We start from the raw sequence: 20,650 nt of genomic DNA, 5'->3' as shown, positions 1-20,650 counted from the left end.
GTTCGGGATGTGACCAAGGAATTGAGTGGCTTGCACGGTCTTGCCGACCCGAAAGTTGGCGAGATGGTCGAATACATCGTCGGTGAACAGCAGCGGATCGACGATGTCGAACAGCCGAAGCTGCTGAAGATCGTGCGCGCCCGCACCACGCCGTGGACCCCCGGGGAACTTGTCGAGGCGTGCGCCCCGGGCTACTACGCGGCACCACTGCCCATCTGCCGGATGCTCTACACCACGGTGCGGGCCATGCGGCCGGAGCGGGTAGTCGAGTTCGGCACCTCCTACGGCCTGTCCACGCTGCACATCGCCGCCGCCCTGCGGGACAACGGCGGTGGCCGGGTGACCAGCGTGGAGATGCACGAGGGCAAGGCGGCCGCCGCACGGGAGAACATCGCCGAGGCCGGGCTGTCCGACCACGTCGAGATCGTGGTCGGCGAGGCGAGTCAGGTGCTGGCCGAGGTGCCCGGTCCGGTCGACTTCCTGTACCTGGATGGCTGGGCCGAGTTCTACCTGTCCGTGCTGAAGGCCGTGGAGCCGAAGCTGCGGTCCGGCGCGCTCGTCCACGCCGACGACACCGGCAAGTTCGCCGCGGGGGCCAAGTCCTACCTGGACTACGTCCGCGATCCGGCCAACGGCTACGTGTCGGTGGAGATCACCGACGGCCAGGGCCTGGAGCTGTCCACCTACACCGGTGCCGGCCGGGAGGCGGTGTGACCGTCGGTCGGGCGGACGCGGCGCGGCCGGCAGTGGCCGCGCCGCGGCGCGCCGCCACCGCCGCCATTTGCCTGTGCGTGGCACTGGTCTTCGGCCTCGGTGCCAGCGTCAACCTCGCGGTCGGTCGGCTGGCGACCAGCGCGCTCCAGCCCTCGGCCACCGAGGTGCTGTGGATCGTCGACACCTACCTGGTCGTCTTCGGCTGCCTGCTGATCCCGGCCGGCGCGATCGGCGACCGGTTCGGGCGCAAGGGAATCATGATCACCGGCCTGGCGGTGCTCGCCGCGGGCTCGGTTGCCTCCGCCGTGGCGCCCAGCGTGCCGCTCCTGCTGGCCGCCCGCGCGTTGACCGGGGCCGGAGCCGCGTTCATCCTGCCGTGCAGCCTCCCGCTCATGGTGGCGAACTACCCGGCCGAACAGCGCGGCCACGCCGTTGCCGTGTGGACCGCCATGAGCGGCATCGGCGGGGTGGCCGGCAACGTGCTGGGCGGATTGGTGTTGCAGTTCTTCGACTGGCAGGCACTTTTCGCCGTAGCAGCACCCATCGCCCTACTGGGTCTGGCCCTCATCGCGGCCACGGCACCTACCGTGGAACGCCATGACCACCGGATCGACCTCGGCGGCGTCGCGATCCTCGTGGTTGGTGTGTTCGCCCTGCTGTTCGGCATCATCCAGGGCCAGGAGCTGGGATGGACCTCGGGGCCGGTGCTCACCGGGTTCGCCGTGGCCCTCGTGGTGCTGACCGCGTTCGTCCTCTTCGAGCTGCGGCAGCAGCACCCCCTGATCGACCCGAGGGCGTTCCGCTACGCCGGGCTGCGCGCCGGAACGCTCGGCATCATCGTGTCGTTCATCGCCATGTACTCGGTCTTCTACCTCAACGGTCAGTACCTGATGAACGTCAAGGGTTACGCGGCGGTGCTGGCCGGTCTCGGCACGGCGCCGCTGGCTGTGGTGTTGTTCCTGGTGTCCCCACGTGCCGTCAAGCTGGCGAACCGGTTCGGCGGGCGGAGCGTGGTGACCGTCGGGTTGCTCGTGGTGGTGACCGGGCTCCTGCTGTTCTCGTTGTGTGGACCGGAAACCGTCTACCCGCTCTATGCGGCGTGCATCGTGGTCGTCGGGCTCGGCTCGGCGCTGTCGAACCCTCCGCTGTCGACGGCGATCATCAGCTCGCTGCCGCCGCACCAGCAGGGTGTGGGTTCCGGGATCAACAGCTTCAGCCGGGAGATCGGTGGCGCGCTCGGGTTCGCGATCTTCGGGACGATCCTGAACGGCCACTTCGCCACCGGGCTCCCGTCACGGGTTCGCGACATGCCCGGAGAAGCTGGTGACGTTGCCCGGCGGGCGGTGGGCTCGGCGCTCGCCGTCATCCGGGACTCCGGCGTTGACGTCGAGTCGTTGAGCCAGGCCGTGCGGTTGGCCTTCACCGACGCCATGAGCGTCGCGCTGCGGGTCGTTGCCCTGATCCTGCTGCTCGCGACCGTCCTTGTCGCCATCTGGTACCCGAAGGCGGAGCGACGCGATGCACCGGCCAAGTAGCGAGCAGGTGCGAGCATCGGCCGGAGCCTCTCTCCCGGGCGAGGCGGGGGTCGCGTCGGTGACGGCCGACCTCCGCCTGCTCGTCGCCCTGGACGCGTTGCTGCAGGAGGAAAGCGTTACCGGGGCTGCCGAGCGACTCCACCTGTCACCGCCGGCCATGAGCCGCACGCTCGTACGCATCCGCCGCGCGCTCGGCGATCCGGTGCTCGTCCGCGCGGGCCGTCAGCTGGTACCGACGCCCCGTGCGGTGGCGCTACGGACGCGGGTTCACGCCCTCGTCCAGGAGGCCCGGCTGTTGTTGTCCCCACAGGGGGATCCGGACCTGGCACGGGTCGAGCGCAGCTTCGCGGTGGTCGCGGACGACGGTTACGCCGCCGTGATGGCACCGCGGATCGTGGGCCGGCTCGAACGCGAGGCACCGCACGTCACCGTGCGGTTCCTCGCGGAGGGGCACCGGGAAGCCGCCCCACTGCGCAGCGGCGTCGCGGACATCGAGATCGGCGTGATCGACGAGGCGTCACCGGAACTCCGGATCGAGTCCCTCTTCCAGGACCGGCACGTCGGGGTTGTGAGGGCGGATCACCCCTTTGCTACCCGACGTGTCACCTTGACGCGGTTTGCCGGCGCCAGGCACCTCAGCGTCTCTCGTCGTGGCCGCCTCACCGGCCCGGTGGACGAGCAACTGGCCAAACACGGCCAGCGTCGCGCGGTAGTGGCTTCACTGCCCAACTACTCCTCGGCGCTGTTGATGTTGCTAACCAGTGACCTGGTGGCCGCGGTGCCGGAAACGCTGGCCGTGCACGCAGCCGAAGTGCTCGATCTCCACGTGTTCGAACTCCCACTGGAGATCGAACCGATCGACATCTGCCTGGCCTGGCATCCCCGCCATGATGGGGATTCGGTGCACGCGTGGTTGCGAAGATGCGTGCGGGAGATGTTCCAAGAGGGGACGACTCATCGAGCAGAGACAGCAGCGACACCAAACGCACACTCCGCGTAGCCAACGGCCTCCCTGAAGCGCGATCTGGGCGGTAGGAAGTGACTGCTTAAGCTGCAGTGTCCTCCGGCGCGTCTGATCAGCGCCGGTCGTCCAGCCGATACGCGACTTCGGAGATCTCCCGGGTCAAGCGGACGTTTTCGCCGAGACGGAACTTCTCGGTGGTCTCGGCGCGTAGGCGTTCGGCCGGGCCGGCGAGGTAGGCGTCGAACGCCGCGCGGTCCGCGAAGTGGTAACGCGCCTCGGTCGAACCGTCCTCGTGCACGAGGACCTCGGCGTCAAGTGCGCCAGCCTCGACGACGGCGGCAGCATGACCCGAGCACAGCCAGGAAAGAAAGGCATCGCGCATGCTGTCGTCGTCGAACGTGGCACGCACGGAGTAAACAATCACGAGGCGAGCGTAGGGAGAACTTCGCGGGTTAGGAACCCGTCCACCAGGAGAACACCTCGTGCGCGGCATCCGCGGCGGCCACGAGGAGCCCATCCTTGGGGAGCGGGTCAGGTTCTCCACTGCGGTTCAACACAACAGCGCCCGCCTCGATAGCCAACGCCAGTGCCGCTGCCACATCCCATTCGTGGTAGCTGTCGAGAACCGCGGCCACCGCGTGCCCCAGCGCAACCTGCGTGATCGACAGCGCACTGGAGCCGAGCACACGCATGCCACAGCTTCCGCTGGCCACGCCCTGAATGAACTCCACCATGCCCGGCCACGGGCGTCCGTCGGTCAACTCGGTGCACACGATGCCGCCCCGCAGGTCGCACCGCTCGGGCAGTCGCACCGGCATGCCGTTCGCGCGCATCCCACGCCCGCGCGCGGCGGCGTAGATCTGCGCGTGGTACGGATCCGCGATCACGCCGACAACGGGCCCGTGCGCGTCGACCAGTCCCAGGCTGTAGACACACCAGGGCAAACCGGCCACGTAGTTGGCGGTACCGTCCACCGGGTCGACGACCCAGCGGAACTCGCTCGTCAGCGCGCGGTCGTCGGGTTCGAACTCCTCACCGACGATCGGGATGTCGAACTCGTTGGCCAATACGCGGCGCGTGTGCCGCTCCAGGGTCCGATCGGTGTCGGTCACCCAGTCGAACGGGGACTCCTTCACCCCGGGTCGGGCGCCACGGCCCGCAGTGGCGGCGATCACGTCGGCGGCGTCGTTCGCCAGCCGGCCCGCCACCTCCAGGGCGCGGGAGACGAGACCGGGGTCGACGGGCGGAGCCGCGCGGTACGACAGGGCGGTCATGCCGCTCAACTGTCCCCGCGATGGGTGTCGGCGGCGCGACACCGAGGTGAACGACCGCTCGCACTTGCCTTTCCGGCTGCGTGCCAGGAGCGGAGTTGGCCCAGCGTTCCCCGCCACGTCACGCCCCCGTCGCTCCGCCACGTCACCGTGATGCCGTGCGCGTCGCAATCGTGACGGAGAGCTTCCTGCCCCAGGTCAACGGGGTCACCAACTCGGTGCTGCGGGTGCTGGAGCACCTGCGGCGCGCCGGCCACCACGCGCTCGTCGTCGCGCCCGGGGCCGGCCCGGACGAGCACGAGGGCTTCCCGGTCGCGCGGGTGCCCGCGCTCGACCTGCCGGTGGTGGACTCGCTGCCGATCGGCGTGCCGACCCGGAAGGTCTTGACCGCGATGGCCGGTTTCCGGCCCGACGTGGTCCACCTGGCCTCGCCGTTCGTGGTGGGCGCGCGTGGCGTGAGCGTCGCGCGCAAGCTCGGTGTGCCCGCCGTGGCCGTGTACCAGACCGATGTCGCCGGTTTCGCGAGCAGTTACGGCCTCGGGCTCACCGCACGAGCGGCCTGGCGCTGGACGCGCCGCCTGCACTCGCTGGCCGACCGCACGCTCGCCCCATCGACGTGGGCCGCGGACGCCCTGCGGGCACACGGAGTGCCGCGGGTCCACCGGTGGGGCCGGGGCGTCGACACCGTCCGTTTCCACCCGGACCGACGTAGCGCGGCGCTGCGATCCGAACTGGCGCCCAACGGCGAGCTACTCGTCGGCTACGTCGGCCGGCTGGCACCGGAAAAGCAGGTGCACAAGCTGGCTGCGCTCGCCCACGAACCCGGGACGCGGCTTGTTGTGGTCGGCGACGGCCCGGACACCAACCAGCTACGCCGGCTGCTTCCCAACGCGGCCTTCCTGGGCTTCCGTGGTGGCGACGAGCTGGCGACCGCGTACGCGAGCCTGGACGTCTTCGTGCACACCGGGCCGCACGAGACGTTCTGCCAGACGGTGCAGGAGGCGCTCTCGTCCGGTCTCCCGGTGGTCGCACCGGATGCCGGCGGGCCACGGGACCTTGTTCGCCCAGGACACACCGGATTCCTGTTCCCGCCCGGTGACGAGGACGCGCTCCGGAACACCGTGCGTGCCCTGCGTGACGCCGAGCTTCGTACCCGCCTCGGCATGGCCGCGCGCCGGTCGGTCCTCAACCGCACCTGGCCGGCGGTGTGTGCCGAGCTGATGAGGCACTACGCCGAGGTCATCGCGGGATCGGCGCAGCGGGCGGCGGCGTGAGCCGATGCGGATCGTCCAGCTCGCCAACTTCTACGGGCCCCGCTCCGGCGGGCTCCGCACCGCGCTCCACCACCTCGGCGCCGGGTACGTGGCATATGGGAACGAAGTCGTCCTCGTCGTCCCCGGCGGGCGCGCCGGCGACGAGATGATGCCGACGGGCGTCCGCCGCATCACGTTGCCGGCGCCGCGGATTCCCGGGACCGGCGGCTATCGCGCCGTCGATCCCTGGCGGGTGCAGAGACTGCTCAGCGAGCTCCGACCCGACCGGCTCGAGGTGTCGGACCGGCTCACGCTCCGGGGAATGGGCCGATGGGCGGCACGACACGGCGTGCCGAGCGTGGTGATCTCCCACGAGCGCCTCGACCGGCTGCTGGAACAGTTCCTGTTGCCGGGCAAGGCCGCGCGCCGGATGGCAGACTGGGCGAACACCCGTATGGCGGCCAACTACGACACTGTCGTCTGCACAACGGGATTCGCCCGGCAGGAGTTCAATCGCATCGGCGCGCGGAACGTGCTGCGCGTGCCGCTAGGCGTTGATCTCGTCGAGTTCCACCCGGGAAGGCGGGACGCCTCGCTACGGGCCGAGCTGGCTCGCGGTTCCGATGCCCTGCTGGTCCACTGTGGACGTCTCTCGCCGGAGAAGCAGGTGGAGCGCAGCGTGGACGCGCTCGCCGAGCTGTACGAGTGCGGTCACCGGGTGCGGCTGGTGATCGCCGGCGACGGCCCACGCCGCGCCGCCTTGGAGCGACGAGCCGCGGGGCTGCCCGTCACCTTCCTCGGGTTCGTCGGGGCACGGCGCTCGGTCGCCCGGCTGCTGGCGACCGCCGACGTCTCCCTCGCTCCTGGACCGCACGAGACGTTCGGCCTGGCCGCGCTGGAGGCGCTGGCCTCCGGCACGCCCGTGGTGGTCTCGGCGTCGTCGGCGCTGCGGGAGATCGTCCGGCCCGGATGCGGCGCCGCCGTGCCCGACCACGCTCCGGCGTTCGCCGGAGCCGTCACGAACCTGCTGGCCGTGCCCGAGCCGAGCCGCCGGGCGGCGGCTCGCGCCCGCGCCGAGCGTTACCCCTGGCACTCGAGCGTGGACGGGATGCTGCACGCCCTCCGCGTCGCCGACTGAGTCGCACCGGGTCATCGGAGCCGGCCGGAGCTGCCCGGGCCCGACCGGGTCCCGGACCGGGGCGTGCCCCGGCCCCGCACCCCGGAGAACCCCGGGCTGCGCGACTTGATTTTCCAGTCCACTGGAAGTTCTAGCGTCGCGGTCGGAGGTGATGACCATGGCAAGGCGCCACGTTGAGGTCTTCGTCGCCGGCTGCCCGGTCTGCGAACCGACGGTTCGCCTCGTCCAGGAGCTGGCCTGTTCCGACTGTGAGGTCACCATTCACGACCTGCGCCGGGAAGGAACGGACAAGGCGGCCGCGTACGGGGTCACGACCGTTCCGTCCGTCGTGGTCGACGGCACCCTGGCCGTCTGCTGCCAGCGGGGCGCGCCGACCCGCGACGGCCTGATCGCCGCCGGCATCGGCCAGCCGAGGTAGCCGAACCCCCGGCCGCGGGCTCGTCAGAACCCGCGGCCGGGTCCCCGCCAATACCCGATGGGCGACCCGGAGTCCGGACGGGCGCATGCGCGATGCCCCGGGTGGCCGTCGTACGCTGCGGGAATGGCCAGGGCGGACTTGCAGAAGAAGCCGAACGAGGTCGCCGCGATGTTCGACGGCGTCGCGCGGCGTTATGACCTGACCAACACGGTGCTCTCCTTCGGCCAGGACCGCCGCTGGCGGACCCGCACCGCCCGCGCCCTGGACCTGCAGCCCGGCGAGCGCGTGCTCGACCTGGCCGCCGGCACCGCGGTGTCCACCGCCGAGCTGGCCAGCTCGGGCGCCTGGTGCGTGGCCGCCGACTTCTCCCTCTGCATGCTGGAGCAGGGCCGCGACCGGGGCGTGCCGCTGGTCGCGGCCGACGGGCTGCACCTGCCCTTCGCCGACCAGACCTTCGACGCGGTGACGATCTCGTTCGGCCTGCGCAACATCGTCGACCCCGACGCCGCCCTCCGCGAGCTGGCCCGGGTGACCCGCAGCGGCGGCCGGCTCGTCGTGTGCGAGTTCTCCACCCCGGTGTGGGGCCCGTTCCGCCGGATCTACATGAACTACCTGATGCGGGCGTTGCCGCTGGTCGCCCGCAAGGTCTCGTCGAACCCGGACGCCTACGTCTACCTCGCCGAGTCGATCCGCGCCTGGCCCGACCAGCGCGAGCTGGGCGAGCGGATCCACGCGGCGGGCTGGGACGACGTCGCCTGGCGCAACCTGACCGGCGGGGTGGTCGCGCTACACCGTGGCGTCAAGCCCTGACCTGCGGTGACGTAAACCCGGCCCCGGCCCGGGACCAGGTGCTCCGGGTCGGTCGGTTCGGGCCCGTCGTCGCCGGACATGAGGATGACTAAACTCCGCAGCACGACTTCGTGAAGGCGTTCACAAGGAGGGCGCGATGCGCAGGGGGCCTGGCGAGGACGCCGAAGTGATCGTGGTCGGTGCGGGCCCGGCCGGGGCCACGGCGGCGACCTACCTCGCACGCGCCGGCGTGGACGTGCTCCTGCTGGAGAAGAGCGTCTTCCCCCGGGAGAAGGTCTGCGGCGACGGCCTCACCCCGCGCGGCGTCAAGCAGCTGATCGACCTCGGCATCGACACCAGCGAGAAGGCGGGCTGGCTGCACAACCGCGGCCTGCGCATCGTGGGTGGCGGGGTCCGGCTCGAGCTGCCCTGGCCCGAGCTGGCCAGCTTTCCGCCCTACGGCGTCGTGCGCCCGCGCCAGGACTTCGACGAGTTGCTCGCGCGCAACGCGCAGCGGGCCGGTGCCCGCCTGCTGGAGGACACCAACGTCATCGGCGCGATCACCGACGAGCGCACCGGCCGGATCGTCGGGGTGACCGCCAAGATCGGCCCGGAACGCAGGCCGGTCACCTACCGTGCACCCCTGATTCTGGGCTGTGACGGGGTCTCGGCCCGCCTCGCACTCTCCGTCGGTCTGGAGAAGCGCGACGACCGGCCGATGGGTGTCGCGGTGCGTCGCTACTACACCAGCCCTCGCAGCCACGACGACTACCTCGAGTCGCACCTGGAGCTGTGGGACCGTTCCGTTCCCGGCGAGCCGCGGCTGCTGCCCGGCTACGGGTGGGTCTTCGGCATGGGCGACGGCACCGCGAATGTCGGGCTCGGCATCCTCTCGACCTCCAAGGCGTACGGCAAGACGGACTACCGCGCACTGCTCCGCTCCTGGCTCGACGGCACGCCGGAGGAGTGGGGCCTGCGCGAGGAGAACGCCACCGGCAAGGTTGGCGGGGCCGCGCTGCCGATGGGCTTCAACCGGACTCCCCACTACCGCAACGGTTTGTTGCTCGTCGGGGACGCCGGCGGCATGGTGAACCCCTTCAATGGCGAGGGAATCGCCTACGCCATGGAGTCGGCGCGGGTGGCCGCGGAGTCGGTGGTGCACGCCCTCGCGCGCGCCGAAGGATCTTCGCGCGAGCGTGCCCTGGAGGGATATCCGACCGCGCTGCGGCAGCGCTTCGGCGGCTACTACCGGCTCGGCAACCTGTTCAGCCGGCTCATCGGGCAGCCGTTGGTGATGCGCGCCGCCACCCGCTACGGCCTGCAGATCACCCCGCTCATGAAGGTTGTCCTCAAGCTGCTCGCCAACCTCTACGACACCAGGGACGGCGACACCATCGACCGTGTCATCACCACCGCCACCCGCCTCGCCCCCAGCGTCTGATCCGATGTCGTCGGGAACCGTGGCAACACGCTGAAACCGCCGCAAGGCGGATGGTCGCCACGTCGACATGGCGCCTGTCCCCCTCCAGAACAGCCAGAGTCGCGATCAGTTGATTACGTACCACCAGCGCGACACTACTGTTAGTGAGGAGGGGTATCTCGGTGAAGCGGGCGGCGATATGGCGAGGGCGCTCGTACCGCGGTTCAGTCCACCAGTGAGCCGTTGACGAAGTCGATCAGTGCGCGGGGGGTGCTCATCTCCACCACCTGGTCGTCCGGGATGACGACACCCAGTTCGCGCCTGATGAGAGCGGCGGTTTCGAGCAGAGCAAGTGAGTCACACCCGAGCGCATCGAAGGGCATCTCCATGACCTCGGGCGTGGTCGCCAACCCCGCCACATCCCCACCACAGCTCTTCAACATGTCGAACAGGTCGTCCAAGCTGAGTTTCTGCATGGTCTTTCCCTTTCCTGTCCTGCGGAACTAACCATCGGTGCAACGAACCACGACGGCGGAGTTGAACCCGCCTTTCCCCCGCGCGAGCACGAGTGCTGACCGGAGTTCGGCCCGGCGTGGTTCGCGCAGCACGAGGTCAAGCCCGTAGCTGGCGGGCACGGCGCTCGTGTGCGCGGTGGCAGGAATGACCCCATCCCTGATCGCGAGCAAGGCGGTTGTGACGTCCAGCGGGCCACCGCCCGCGTAAAGCCGACCGGTCAACGCCTTGGGCGCGCTGACTGGTACCCGTCCCGGCCCGAACAGGTCCGCGAGAGCCGCCGCCTCGACGGCGTCCAAATTCCGAACGCCCGACCCGTCGGCGAACACGACGTCGATGTCGGTGGGCCGCAGACCCGCATCGGCGACAGCGAGCTCAGCGGCACGCCGTAGGCCCGGCGGCCGTTCGGACGAACCGGGGCGGGGATCGAAGGTTGCGGCGTAGCCGGCGATCTCACCATAGAGCCGGGCGCTTCGGGCCCGGGCGGAGCTGGCTTCCTCGAGCACGAGAAGCGCACCGCCCTCGCCGGGTACATAGCCGTTCGCATCGACGTCGAAGGGCAGGTAGGCACGTTCCGGATCCCTTCCTCGACTCAGACGGCCACTGGAGACGTGCGAGGCCCAGCCCCACGGATCGAAGGACGAGTCCACCCCACCGGTGACCATGACGGGGGTTCCGAGCCGGATGGCCCGGCGAGCATTGCCGATCGCGTCGAGACCGCCGGCCTGCTCGCTCACCAGCACGCAGCCCGGGCCACGCAGGCCATGCCTGATGGAGATCTGGCCGGTGTTGACGGCGTAGAACCACGCGAAGGACTCGTAGACGCTCACCGCCCCCGGGCCCTGGGTCCACAGTTTCTGAAACTCCCTGTGAGTGAAGGCGAAACCGCCGGTCGCGTTGGAGGTGACGACGCCGGTCCCGTAACGGGAGAACCGTGCTGGATCAACATTGGCATCAGCGAGTGCCTCGGCTGCCGCGGCCAGTGCGAACTGCGTTGAGACATCGGTCTGGGGTAACAGCTTGCGCGGAATCTGCTCGACAGGGTCGAAACCATCGATCTGCCCGGCCAACACGGCTGGATGGCTCGTCGCGTCGAAGCGGGTCAGCGGTCCGATTCCGGTGCGTCCGGACAGGGTCGCGGACCAGAACTCACTCGCGTTCCGGCCGTTGGGGGCGATCACTCCGATGCCGGTCACCACCACGGCGGTCACAGCGCCACCCCGATGCCTGGCCGCCGGAGGACCATCGCGCTCTGGAACCCACCGAAACCGCTACCTACGCTCAACACCGCATCAACAGCCATCTCGCGTGCCGTCAGCGGGACGTAGTCGAGGTCGCACTCGGGGTCGGGCTCGTGCAAGTTGGCCGTGGGCGGCACCACCCCGTGCTCGATCGCCAAGGCACAGGCTGCAATCTCGATGGAGCCGATCGCACCGAGGGAGTGACCGACCATCGACTTGATCGAACTGACCGGAATCTGTCGAGCGTGCTGTCCGAGACTCCGCTTGAACGCCGCTGTCTCGTGCCGGTCGTTCTGCTTGGTTCCGGAACCGTGGGCGTTGACGTAGTCGACGTCCTCGGCATTGAGCCTGGACTCGTCCAGTGCGACGCGGATCGCCTCCGCCATCTCCACTCCGTCCGTCTTGAGGCCGGTCATGTGGTACGCATTCAGCCGAGTGGCATAGCCGGTGATCTCCGCGTAGGGCCGGGCGCCGCGCCGCTGCGCGTGCTCGAGGTCCTCGAGCACCAAGATCGCGGATCCCTCGGCGAGCACGAACCCGTCGCGGGTCCGGTCGAATGGCCGTGACGCGTGCTCAGGGTCGTCGTTGCGGGGAGTCGTGGCCTTGATCGCGTCGAAACACGCGACGACGATCGGGGTGATGGGAGCATCCGTTGCACCCGCGATCGCGACGTCGACGCTGCCTTCACGAATGAGGCGGAAACCGTGCCCCACCGCGTCCAGCCCGGAGGTGCAACCGTCGGATACCAGTGACACCGGACCCTCGGCGCCGGCTACCCAGGCCACCTCAGCCGCGGCGACACCGGGCGTGAGGTAGTCGAACATGTGTGGCGACAGGTAGTCGTGGTCGACCATCCACTGCCGGCCCGAGTCCGACAGGACGAGGTACTCGTTCTCCAGGCTGGTCGCTGCGGCTACCGCGCTACCCAGGGCCACACCGACTCGGTGCGGGTCTGTCTGCGCCGTGTCCAACCCGCCGTCGCGTAACGCATCACGGGTGCTGGCGACCGCGAGCTGCGTCGCGCGATCCATCCGGCGGATCTCACGGGGAGTGAGCCCCTCCCGACGCGGGTCGAAGTCACACTCCGCGGCTACCTGCGAACGGAACTCGCCGGGATCGCACAGGGACATTCGCCGTGTCGCGGTGCGACCCGAGGTCAACAGACCCCAGAACTCCTTGACATCATTCCCGCCCGGGGTGCGCACCCCGATTCCGGTGATGACAACCCGACGTGCCATCAGCCCCTCCCTCCCCGTCGCCGTCCTCCCGCACCGGCAACGACACCTGACCGCACGGAGTGCTCCGGGAAAACGCGGTCGAGCCCATCGGATGCGAACAGTGTTTCGCCGCTGACCCAACCGGGTCCGGACGATCAGGTGTCGACGATGGCCACGACCCGAGCCCACCCGGCGCCTGCTCCGTGAACCGGGATGGGGAAACAGGCGACCCGAAAGCCGGTGGATGCGGGCAGCGCGGCCAGATTGGTCAGCTTCTCCAGCTGCAGGTACTCCCGGCGACGGCCATACACGTGTGCCGGCCAGAGATGGCTGCGGTCCCCGGTTCGCCGGTAATCCTCGATCATGCGTGCCATGGGGCGATCCAGACCCCAGGCGTCGATGCCGATCACCCGTACCCCGCGCTCGACGAGAAACGCGGTGGCCGCACCACTGAGCCCGGAGTAGGAGGTGAGGTAGTCGGGGCTGCCCCACAGTGCGTCGGCGCCGGTCCAGAGCAGGACGATGTCCCCGGCGGTGGGCTCGTGACGCGCGGCGGCAGCAGCCTCGAGGAGATGCTCGACCTCGATACTCTCCCCAGGCGGCACCTTGCGGACGTCCAGGACCACGCCGTCGCCGTAGCACCACTCAAGTGGGACTTCGTCAATACTCTTCGCCGGAAGTCCTGCGCTGAATGGCCCGTAGTGCAGTGGCGCATCCATGTGGGTGCCGGTGTGCGTCGTCAGTGTGACCGTCTCGTTCGAGATCGCCATTTCGTCCGGAAAGTCCGCGGGCTCCAGTCCGAGGACGCGGGCGCCATCACGGTGACTCAGCGGATGGATCGTGACGGGCGTGGCCTCGCTGGGCGTGGGCTGGATCCGGACGCTGAGGTCGACGAAACGTGTCATGACACCCGGCCCGCGCCGACGGCCTGACGTTCCGCCGCGGCCTTGACGGCGGCGAGGTCCGCCACGCTGTTGCGTTCGACCGCCGCCCGGAGTAGCTCGTCCGCCTCCTCGTAGGTGAACTTCCCCGCGACCTTGCCGTCGACTGGGGTGCGCGGGCAGAAGTCGTGAGTCAGGACGAGCTGGGTTCGATCGTCTCCGAGTGGCAGGGCGCGCCATTCGCCGCCCATGTGGCCCATGAGGGGCGCGGTCTCGAGCTGGCGGTAGGCGATCACCTTCCGCTCGACGTCGATGTCGCGACGTGAGACCCACGACTGGATCTGCCCGTTGACGTCGACGACCAGCCTGGCGATCTGGTACTCGCCGGTCTCCTCGAGGATCGTCACTTCCTGTGTGGGCGGGAAGATCCGCGCATAGCCCTCGACGTCGACGAGAACGTCCCAGACGATCTCCGCCGGCGCATCGATCGTCACGGTGTGCTCGGTGTGGCGCACGTTGGCTCCTTCTCTGCGGTCGGGGAAGTACTCGTTGGTCGTGCGGGGGTGGGAGGCACGGGAGTCAAGACGTTGCGCGCGGCGAAAGTTCCTCGTGGTTGGCGTACGCCGCCCGGTACTGGATTCGCGATCGCCAACCCCGGATGAACTCGTGTACCTGTGGAAGCTCGGAGAACTTCCGCAGGGACTCCAGATCCGGACACGTGTACCGCGCGATGGTGGTTCCGGTCATCCCTTTCGAGTGCTCGTCCACCGGCAACCAAAGATGGTCCTTGCGATCAAAACCCTCGACATATCCAGAATCAAGTACGAGATCACGCAGCCCTGCGAAGAACCGCTCCTGCTCGACATCCGAGACAGACTGGTCGAACTGATAGATGAGAGTATGCGCGATCATTCAGCAATCCCATAAGTGTCGGCGACTCTTCCGAGAGCGCTTCCGTCAATTGTCTCACGTCCGATCCCGGGACGTGCACGAGAAATTCCTGGTACGCAGTGAGAGCTCGATCCCGTCACCTATCGGCAGGCTCACGCTCAGGTAACCGTTGGCCGGGTTCCGCACGTGGTCCAGGTACTCGCGCAGGATCTTCGGCCCTTCGGGCATGCCATCTGCCACGACGAGCGCGCCGGGCGCGAGAAACGGCTCGACCAGCCGCAGCACCTCCAAGTAGAGACTGGCGAAGCCGTCGACGAGCAGGAGGTCGACCGGCCCGGGCAGCTCCCGCAAAGTGTCCCTGGCATCCCCGGTCCGAATCTCCACGAGGTCGTCGAGCCGTGCCTCCACCAGGTTGGCCTCGGCGATCGGCACCTTGTTGGGCTGCAGCTCCGTGCCGATCACCTGACCACCGCCGTTGTCCCGGACCGCCGCGGCGAGGTAGATCGTCGAGACGCCGTGCGAGGTTCCGTACTCCACGACGCGCCGGGCCCCGCACGCCCGCGCGAGCACGTAAAGCAGCTCGCCGGCCGCACGCGGTACCGGGATGGGCACCCCCGAGAGGACCTCGGCCAGCTCCTGCGCGGGCAGGTCGTGCAAGGTGCGCCGTTCCTTGTGCGGGCCAACGTCTGGGCGCTCCCGGGCGAGCTGCCGAATGACCTGTGCGTCGTCCTTCCCGGCGGCGAAGATTCGGTCGAGCACCGAGCACACGAGTTCGGAGTCCAAGGTGGACATCATTCTCCTGTTGTCCTTTTTCGGCGGTGCGGAGTCAACGTTGTTTCGCGCTTCTCAAGGGTTGCTCAAGGAACAACAAGGACCTTCGGTGGTTTCCTCGGTGCGCAACCGGAGGAAAACCTTGGTCAGGCTTGATCGGTCCTTGAGTGCATCGGGTGGATTGTGGGCTGACGGCGACGAAGGAGTGTTGGACCTCATGGTGCCTGACGAAAGCTGCGACAGGTTTGACGTCGTTGTCGCGGGGGCCGGGCCGGTGGGCCTCATGCTGGCGTGCGAGCTTCGACTGGGCGGTGTCTCCGTGCTGGTTCTTGAACGCTCACCCGAGCCGGAACGCATGACCAAGGCCGGGTCGATCGGGCCGCTCGGGTTCGAAGCCCTTGCCCGCCGTGGGCTCCTCGGTGTGGTGCTGGAGGCGGAACGCAGGACGCTACAGGGATACCGGGAGATGGCACTGGCCGCCGGTCGTGCTCCGGAGGACGGGCTTCCCAAGGAACACTTTGCCGGCTTGGAGAAATTGGACGGCACACAGGCCGGTGATGCTGACCGCCGCAGGGTACGGGTCGAGCAACCGGCATTGGTCGACATCCTGTTGCGTCGTGCGGGTCAGCTCGGCGTCCAGCTACGGCGGTCGCACGAGGTGGTGGAGGTCGACCATGAGCACGAAGCGATCCGGGTCCTGGCCAGGACGCCGTCCGGGACCAGCCGGGTGCTGGCGCGATATGTGGTGGGATGCGACGGTGCCAGCAGCGCCGTGCGGTCGCTGGCCGGCTTCGAGCTCACCGGCACCCCACCGACCCTCACCGGACGGCAAGGTGTGGTCGAATTCGCAGGCGCTTCCCCCGTTCCACACGGTTTCCACTACACGCCCGACGGGCTCATCGTCTACGGGCTCGGCGTCGACCGGGTCGCGACGGTGGAGTTCGACGGGCCACCCGATCCCTCGTGGCCTCCCCTGGACGAGCGCGAGCTCGAGCGGAGCATCCACCGGGTCAGCGGCATCGAGGTGGAAATCGCGGCGATGCGTTCGGGGGGACGGTTCACCGACCACGCCTACCAAGCGACGAACTACCGACGAGGACGAGTCCTGCTGGCAGGAGACGCGGCGCACTGCCACGCACCATTCGGTGGGCAGGGGCTCAACGTTGGCCTCACCGACGCCGCGAACCTCGGGTGGAAGCTCGCGGCCGAGCTCCAGGGCTGGGCGCCAGCGGGATTGCTGGACAGCTATCACGCCGAACGACACCCGGTAGGTGTTGAGCTGCTGCGCAACGCCAGGGCACAAGCCGCGCTGATGCGGCCGGATCCGCAGAGCACGGCGCTACGGAAACTCTTCGAAAAGCTGCTGGATATCGACGCGGTGAAGGGGTTCGTCGCTGACCGGCTGGGCGGCCTCGACACACGCTACGACCTCGGCGACAGCCACCCGCTCGCGGGCACGCTCTACCCGAACATCCGTGTGTTTCCGGTGGAGGAGACCGGTCAGCTCGGCTGCGTGCGCACCCTCGCCAACCTGCCACCGGACCCTCGCGGCCTGCTCCTCGACTTCGCGAACCGCACGGAGCTGCGGACGGTTGTGGACCGCTGGTCCCGACGGGTCCGAATACTGACCTGCAAGAGCGAGCAGAAGGAGGCCGATGCGCTCCTGCTACGTCCGGACGGCTGTGTGGCATGGGTCCTGCTGGCCGGTGCCGCCCTCGAGCAGGACGATCTCATGCTGGCGTTGCGTACCTGGTTCGGGCGGCCGGAGTGAACGGGAAGGCGCCGGAACGTCGTCCGGTCCCGCCCAGTGGTGGGTGTGGGTGCGACGGTGTGGCCCGAACCCACGACGTTCTCTTGACGAACGATCTCGTCGGTGTCTGGCACCTGGTGTCGTTCCAGGACCTCGACGAGGACGGCGGCGTGCGGGAGGGGCCCCTCGGCCCGCGACCGCGAGGACTGCTGATCTACACCGGCGACGGTTATCTGGCTGTGAGCATGATGCGGACCGAGGGTTCGGCCGACGGAACCTCCGCACCCCGGTACATGGGGTACGCCGGCTGCTGGCGGATCGAGGGCGGCCGGGTCGTCCACCTGGTGTCGGTCACCCCGAACCCGGACTGGGTGGACGTGGAGCAGGTCCGCGACGTGGAGCTGAATGGCGAACACCTCACCCTCTATGGCACCGCCGTCATCGCGGGTAGGCCCCAGCGTCGCGTCCTGAACTGGCAGCGAGGTCGAACTCCGGAGCGTCCTCGGCGATCTCGTCCGTCAAGACAGGACAAGAAAGGCTCGTGATGACAACCAACACGTCTGCCGGTGCGCGACTCTTGGCAGAGGTGGGCAGCACCGCCGAGATCGCGGCCCGATACGCGGGAGATGCCGACCGCGACCGCGTCCTGCATCCCGACGTGGCGCAAGCCCTGGTCGGGGCCGGCTTTGCCAGACACTTCGTGCCGACGGAGTATTGCGGCACGGCAGGAACGTTCACCGTGCTGGCGCGGGCACTGATCGAGGTGGGTACGGCCTGCGCGTCTGCCGCCTGGTGCGGGATGATCTTCGCCACCTCCAGCCGGATGGCGGGTTTCCTGCCCGCCGAGGGACGTCACGAGATCTGGGCGGACAGTCCTGATGTTCCGATCGCCGCTGCCCTGGTCCCGAACGGGAGTGTTCCCGTCCGAGGTCACGGTGGCTGGCGGCTGTCGGGCCAGTGGCGCTACCTCAGCGGCGTGGACTTCGCTCACTGGGCGCTTCTGTGTGCCACGCCGGACTTCCCGGGCGACCGGGAGAACTGGTTCTTTGCCGTGCCCAGCGACGATTTTTCGATCCAGGACACCTGGCACACAGTCGGAATGCGGGGCACGGGCAGTAACACCTTGCTGCTCGATGATGTCTTCGTGCCGGACCACCGGTGCTTCCCGCAGCGCACGTTGCTCCGGGGCGTGGATGACGCGGTGGCAGCTCCCTGCTACCGGATCCCACTCCTCGGCGCCCATCCACCCTTGTTCGCCGCTCCCACACTGGGGGCAGCCAGGATGGGTGTGGCGGCGTGGACAGAGATGACAGGTAGAGCAAGGACCTCGGCTGGACCAGCCGCTACCCGGACGTCGAGCCAGCTGGCACTCACCCGCTCCACCTCCGATCTCGACGCCGCCCAGCTCCTGCTGGAACGCGCCACGGCAACCGCCGACTCCGGTGCACTGGACGACCTGCTCGTGGCCCGCAATGTCAGGGACGCAACGGCTGCCGCCGAGCACGTTGTCGCCGCCGTTGAGCGCGTGTTTCGGTCGGGCGGTATGCGAGCCCAAACCGAGCAGGGTCCGGTACAGCGGGCCTGGCGCGACGTTCACACTGCTACGTCCCATGCGGTGCTCGACATTGAGTGCAGCAGTCAGCTCTTTGCCCGCTCCGTGTGGCGTTGGGGGGACTGATGTCAGCACGAAGCTCTGTTGCTCGGCACGGGTTCTGCGGTTTGGCCACGACTGTCGGGGCGAGGCATCCTTGCGGGGTGGACAAGGCGGAGCTTGCACATTTCCTGCGCAGCAGGCGCTCCCGGCTTGAACCTGGGGAGATCGGGCTACAAGTTGGGGGACGACGGAGAACCCCCGGACTGCGTCGCGAGGAGGTCGCCCAGCTCGCCGGCATCTCCACCGACTACTACATGCGGATGGAGCAGGCGCGGGGAGCCAACCCGTCCCGGCAGGTGCTGATGGCGTTGGCCCGTGCCCTGCGGATGTCCACGGACGAGCGGAACTACCTACTCTGCCTCGGCGGTGTTGCGCCCGCTCCCGCCCGTGAACGGCGGGTGTCCAGGAGTGTGCAGAGCATGCTCGACCGGCTCGACGACGTGCCCGCCGTCGTTATGGACGGCAAGTACGACATACTCGCGTGGAACAGCATGGCCGCTGCGCTGATGACGGACCTCGAGTCAATGCCGGAGCACGAACGCAACACCCTTCGGTGGATCTTCCTGCACCGCAGGTCTTGGCTGCGGACGGCCGACGGCTCCAATTACGCACGCAGGTGTGTCGCCGATCTGCGAACCGGTGGTCGGCACCACGACGAGGCCGAGGTTCGGGCGCTGGTCGACGAGCTGTCTGCAGCGAGCCGGGAATTCACCGAGATGTGGACCGCACACGATGTCGAGGTCCAACGCACCAGCGTGAAACGTACGGTACATCCGGTCGTCGGTCCGCTGGAGCTGCACTGTGAGACTCTCCAGATTCCGGGCGTCGACCAACGCCTGATGATGTACACCACGGAGCCCGGGTCAGCGACCGCACGCGCCATGAGGTCGTTGAAGAGATTGGTCATCGAGCCGAAGAAGCTGCAGGCGCAGCGGAACTGATCCTGCGTGCGGCCTTGTGCCACCACCCGGAGGCACCGCACGCTTCGCGCGTGTTGGCGGCTTCCGGAAGGCAGCCATGACCATGAGCATCTTGCGCGACACAACGCGATATGCGCACCCCTGCCGGCGACGTTGTTCCCAGCCTAGCCCTGCGAGTCCGGGGATAGTCCGTCCCTTCCTCGCTCCGGGACCGTCTTCCAAGATGTGAAGCAACAGAACAGACGGCGTCTGTCTCTGCGTTGGTATCAGAGGTTCAGCAAGGAGTTGTCGTGACGATCCTGGTAACCGGAGGGCGTGGCCACGTTGCGCGCGCCGTGGTTCAGCAACTGCTCGATGTCGGCGAGAAGGTGCGGTTGGCCAGCCGGAACCCGACCGCCGTCACGGCCCCGGACTCGGTCGAGGTGGTGGGGGCCGACCTCACCCGCGCGGACTCCCTCATCCCAGCCCTGGCCGGGGTCTCCAAGGTCTTCCTCTACGCCGATCCGGCGGGGATCGACAACTTCGTCGAGGCGGCCCAGAAGGCGGATGTCGAGCACGTCGTGCTGCTGTCCGCCAGCCCGGTCACCGGGGCCAACCCGGGGGCCAACCCGCTGGCGGTCATGCACAAGGCAGCCGAACAGGCGCTGCTCGACTCCGAGCTGTCGTGGACCTTCCTCCGCCCGGCCACCTTCGCGACGAACACGTTGCAGTGGGCGTACTCCATTCGTACCGAAGGAGTCGTCCGGGCGGCGTATCCGGAGGCGTACAACGACGCCATCCACGAGGCCGACATTGCCGCGGTCGCGGTGCGCGCGCTGACCGAGGATGGCCATGTGGGGCGTGCCTATCTGATGACCGGGCCGGAGTCAGTGACCCAGCGGCAGCAGGTCGAGGCGATCAGCGCGGCGATCGGGCGCCCGGTGGAGTTCGTGGAGCTGACCCCGGCCGAGTACCGGGAGACCCTGGCCAGGTGGGGAGGTGGCCTGGTTGACCAGCTGATCAGGTACCTGGCCGAGAACGATGGGGTGCCGATGCCCGTGATCAACACGGTCGAGTTGGTGACCGGGCGGCCGGCGCGCACCTTCGACGAGTGGGCACGCGACCACGCGGACGATTTCCGGTAAGCCGCCCGGCCGGCGCCTCACCGACGCGGGCGGGCTCCCGGAACGGGATGGGCGGCAGGCCCTGCTCCATCGGGTACCTGGAGTGCGGCCTGGCGAGACGCACCGAACAGTCCGGCGAACACGGCGGCCGGATATCCGGCCCGGAAGGCACACCACGTGCGTTCGCTGGGTGGCATGGGAAACCGC

At 68.7% G+C, this 20,650-nt stretch carries 22 protein-coding genes; 13 read left to right on the top strand and 9 right to left on the bottom strand.

The annotated features are described in order from the left end of the window. Nucleotides 1-9 precede the first annotated feature (9 nt). Genes IEY55_RS12120 through IEY55_RS12110 form a run of 3 tightly spaced genes read left to right on the top strand, consistent with a single transcriptional unit; the run spans nt 10 to nt 3,249 of the window. Nucleotides 10-714, top strand: coding sequence for an O-methyltransferase (locus IEY55_RS12120; protein WP_229686289.1), 705 nt, complete (start codon nt 10-12; stop codon nt 712-714). Then, complete coding sequence (locus tag IEY55_RS12115; RefSeq protein ID WP_189057091.1) at nt 711-2,249, top strand: MFS transporter; 1,539 nt, start codon at nt 711-713, stop codon at nt 2,247-2,249. The genes IEY55_RS12120 and IEY55_RS12115 overlap by 4 nt, the downstream gene beginning before the upstream one ends. Before the next feature lie 58 nt (nt 2,250-2,307). Then, a complete protein-coding gene (locus IEY55_RS12110; RefSeq protein WP_229686288.1) occupies nt 2,308-3,249 on the top strand; it encodes a LysR family transcriptional regulator in 942 nt (313 codons plus the stop codon). 76 nt (nt 3,250-3,325) lie between these two features. Here IEY55_RS12110 and IEY55_RS12105 read toward each other — a convergent pair whose 3' ends face one another. Next, complete coding sequence (locus IEY55_RS12105) at nt 3,326-3,637, bottom strand: DUF4286 family protein (protein WP_189057087.1); 312 nt, start codon at nt 3,635-3,637, stop codon at nt 3,326-3,328. A 28-nt stretch (nt 3,638-3,665) separates the two neighbouring features. Continuing rightward, the gene (locus tag IEY55_RS12100; protein WP_189057085.1) at nt 3,666-4,487 is read right to left on the bottom strand and encodes an inositol monophosphatase family protein; all 822 of its coding nucleotides are present in this window, start codon (nt 4,485-4,487) and stop codon (nt 3,666-3,668) included. Nucleotides 4,488-4,642: 155 nt separating this feature from the next. Here IEY55_RS12100 and IEY55_RS12095 point away from each other — a divergent pair, with 155 nt between their 5' ends. The 5 genes from IEY55_RS12095 (at nt 4,643) to IEY55_RS12075 (ending at nt 9,523) form a co-directional block, all read left to right on the top strand. Continuing rightward, nucleotides 4,643-5,758, top strand: coding sequence for a glycosyltransferase family 4 protein (locus IEY55_RS12095; RefSeq protein ID WP_189057084.1), 1,116 nt, complete (start codon nt 4,643-4,645; stop codon nt 5,756-5,758). Nucleotides 5,759-5,762: 4 nt separating this feature from the next. Next, nucleotides 5,763-6,875 carry a glycosyltransferase gene (locus tag IEY55_RS12090; protein WP_189057083.1) on the top strand — a complete coding sequence of 371 codons (1,113 nt, stop codon included), beginning with the start codon at nt 5,763-5,765 and terminating at the stop codon, nt 6,873-6,875. Between the two features lie 157 nt (nt 6,876-7,032). Then, nucleotides 7,033-7,293 (top strand): thioredoxin family protein, encoded by a 261-nt coding sequence (locus IEY55_RS12085; RefSeq protein WP_189057082.1) that lies wholly within the window; start codon nt 7,033-7,035, stop codon nt 7,291-7,293. Nucleotides 7,294-7,416: 123 nt separating this feature from the next. Further along, nucleotides 7,417-8,103 carry a demethylmenaquinone methyltransferase gene (locus IEY55_RS12080; protein WP_189057081.1) on the top strand — a complete coding sequence of 229 codons (687 nt, stop codon included), beginning with the start codon at nt 7,417-7,419 and terminating at the stop codon, nt 8,101-8,103. A 136-nt stretch (nt 8,104-8,239) separates the two neighbouring features. After that, complete coding sequence (locus IEY55_RS12075) at nt 8,240-9,523, top strand: geranylgeranyl reductase family protein (RefSeq protein ID WP_189057080.1); 1,284 nt, start codon at nt 8,240-8,242, stop codon at nt 9,521-9,523. A 203-nt stretch (nt 9,524-9,726) separates the two neighbouring features. On the opposite strand, the gene IEY55_RS12070 is transcribed toward IEY55_RS12075, so the two are convergent. The 7 genes from IEY55_RS12070 to IEY55_RS12040 form a co-directional block, all read right to left on the bottom strand. Further along, complete coding sequence (locus IEY55_RS12070) at nt 9,727-9,978, bottom strand: acyl carrier protein (RefSeq protein ID WP_189057078.1); 252 nt, start codon at nt 9,976-9,978, stop codon at nt 9,727-9,729. A gap of 27 nt (nt 9,979-10,005) precedes the next feature. Next, on the bottom strand, nt 10,006-11,226 hold the full coding sequence (locus IEY55_RS12065) for a ketosynthase chain-length factor (RefSeq protein ID WP_189057076.1): 1,221 nt from the start codon (nt 11,224-11,226) through the stop codon (nt 10,006-10,008). Further along, nucleotides 11,223-12,494, bottom strand: coding sequence for a beta-ketoacyl-[acyl-carrier-protein] synthase family protein (locus IEY55_RS12060; protein ID WP_189057074.1), 1,272 nt, complete (start codon nt 12,492-12,494; stop codon nt 11,223-11,225). The genes IEY55_RS12065 and IEY55_RS12060 overlap by 4 nt, the downstream gene beginning before the upstream one ends. A gap of 134 nt (nt 12,495-12,628) precedes the next feature. Next, nucleotides 12,629-13,378, bottom strand: coding sequence for a cyclase family protein (locus tag IEY55_RS12055; protein ID WP_189057072.1), 750 nt, complete (start codon nt 13,376-13,378; stop codon nt 12,629-12,631). After that, entirely contained in the window at nt 13,375-13,869 is a 495-nt protein-coding gene (locus tag IEY55_RS12050; protein WP_189057070.1) for an aromatase/cyclase, read from the bottom strand. The genes IEY55_RS12055 and IEY55_RS12050 overlap by 4 nt, the downstream gene beginning before the upstream one ends. 64 nt (nt 13,870-13,933) lie before the next feature. Beyond that, on the bottom strand, nt 13,934-14,266 hold the full coding sequence (locus IEY55_RS12045) for a hypothetical protein (protein ID WP_189057068.1): 333 nt from the start codon (nt 14,264-14,266) through the stop codon (nt 13,934-13,936). 54 nt (nt 14,267-14,320) lie between these two features. Further along, complete coding sequence (locus IEY55_RS12040) at nt 14,321-15,040, bottom strand: O-methyltransferase (protein WP_189057066.1); 720 nt, start codon at nt 15,038-15,040, stop codon at nt 14,321-14,323. A gap of 193 nt (nt 15,041-15,233) precedes the next feature. On the opposite strand from IEY55_RS12040, the gene IEY55_RS12035 reads away from it, so the two are divergent. From IEY55_RS12035 to IEY55_RS12015, 5 genes are all read left to right on the top strand, one after another. Next, on the top strand, nt 15,234-16,787 hold the full coding sequence (locus tag IEY55_RS12035; protein ID WP_229686287.1) for an FAD-dependent monooxygenase: 1,554 nt from the start codon (nt 15,234-15,236) through the stop codon (nt 16,785-16,787). Nucleotides 16,788-16,870: 83 nt separating this feature from the next. Continuing rightward, on the top strand, nt 16,871-17,311 hold the full coding sequence (locus tag IEY55_RS12030; protein WP_229686286.1) for a lipocalin-like domain-containing protein: 441 nt from the start codon (nt 16,871-16,873) through the stop codon (nt 17,309-17,311). A 41-nt stretch (nt 17,312-17,352) separates the two neighbouring features. Next, a complete protein-coding gene (locus IEY55_RS12025) occupies nt 17,353-18,444 on the top strand; it encodes an acyl-CoA dehydrogenase family protein (RefSeq protein WP_229686285.1) in 1,092 nt (363 codons plus the stop codon). A gap of 77 nt (nt 18,445-18,521) precedes the next feature. After that, nucleotides 18,522-19,361, top strand: a complete 840-nt coding sequence (locus tag IEY55_RS12020; RefSeq protein ID WP_189057058.1) for a helix-turn-helix domain-containing protein — start codon at nt 18,522-18,524, stop codon at nt 19,359-19,361. Nucleotides 19,362-19,630: 269 nt separating this feature from the next. Continuing rightward, on the top strand, nt 19,631-20,464 hold the full coding sequence (locus IEY55_RS12015) for an NAD(P)H-binding protein (protein WP_189057056.1): 834 nt from the start codon (nt 19,631-19,633) through the stop codon (nt 20,462-20,464). Nucleotides 20,465-20,650: the final 186 nt, after the last annotated feature.

Origin of the sequence: Longimycelium tulufanense (genome assembly GCF_014645795.1) — a bacterium.
GTDB classification, from domain to species: domain Bacteria; phylum Actinomycetota; class Actinomycetes; order Mycobacteriales; family Pseudonocardiaceae; genus Longimycelium; species Longimycelium tulufanense.
Note: the sequence above shows the minus strand (reverse complement) of the source record. Positions and strands in the feature narration are given on the sequence as shown.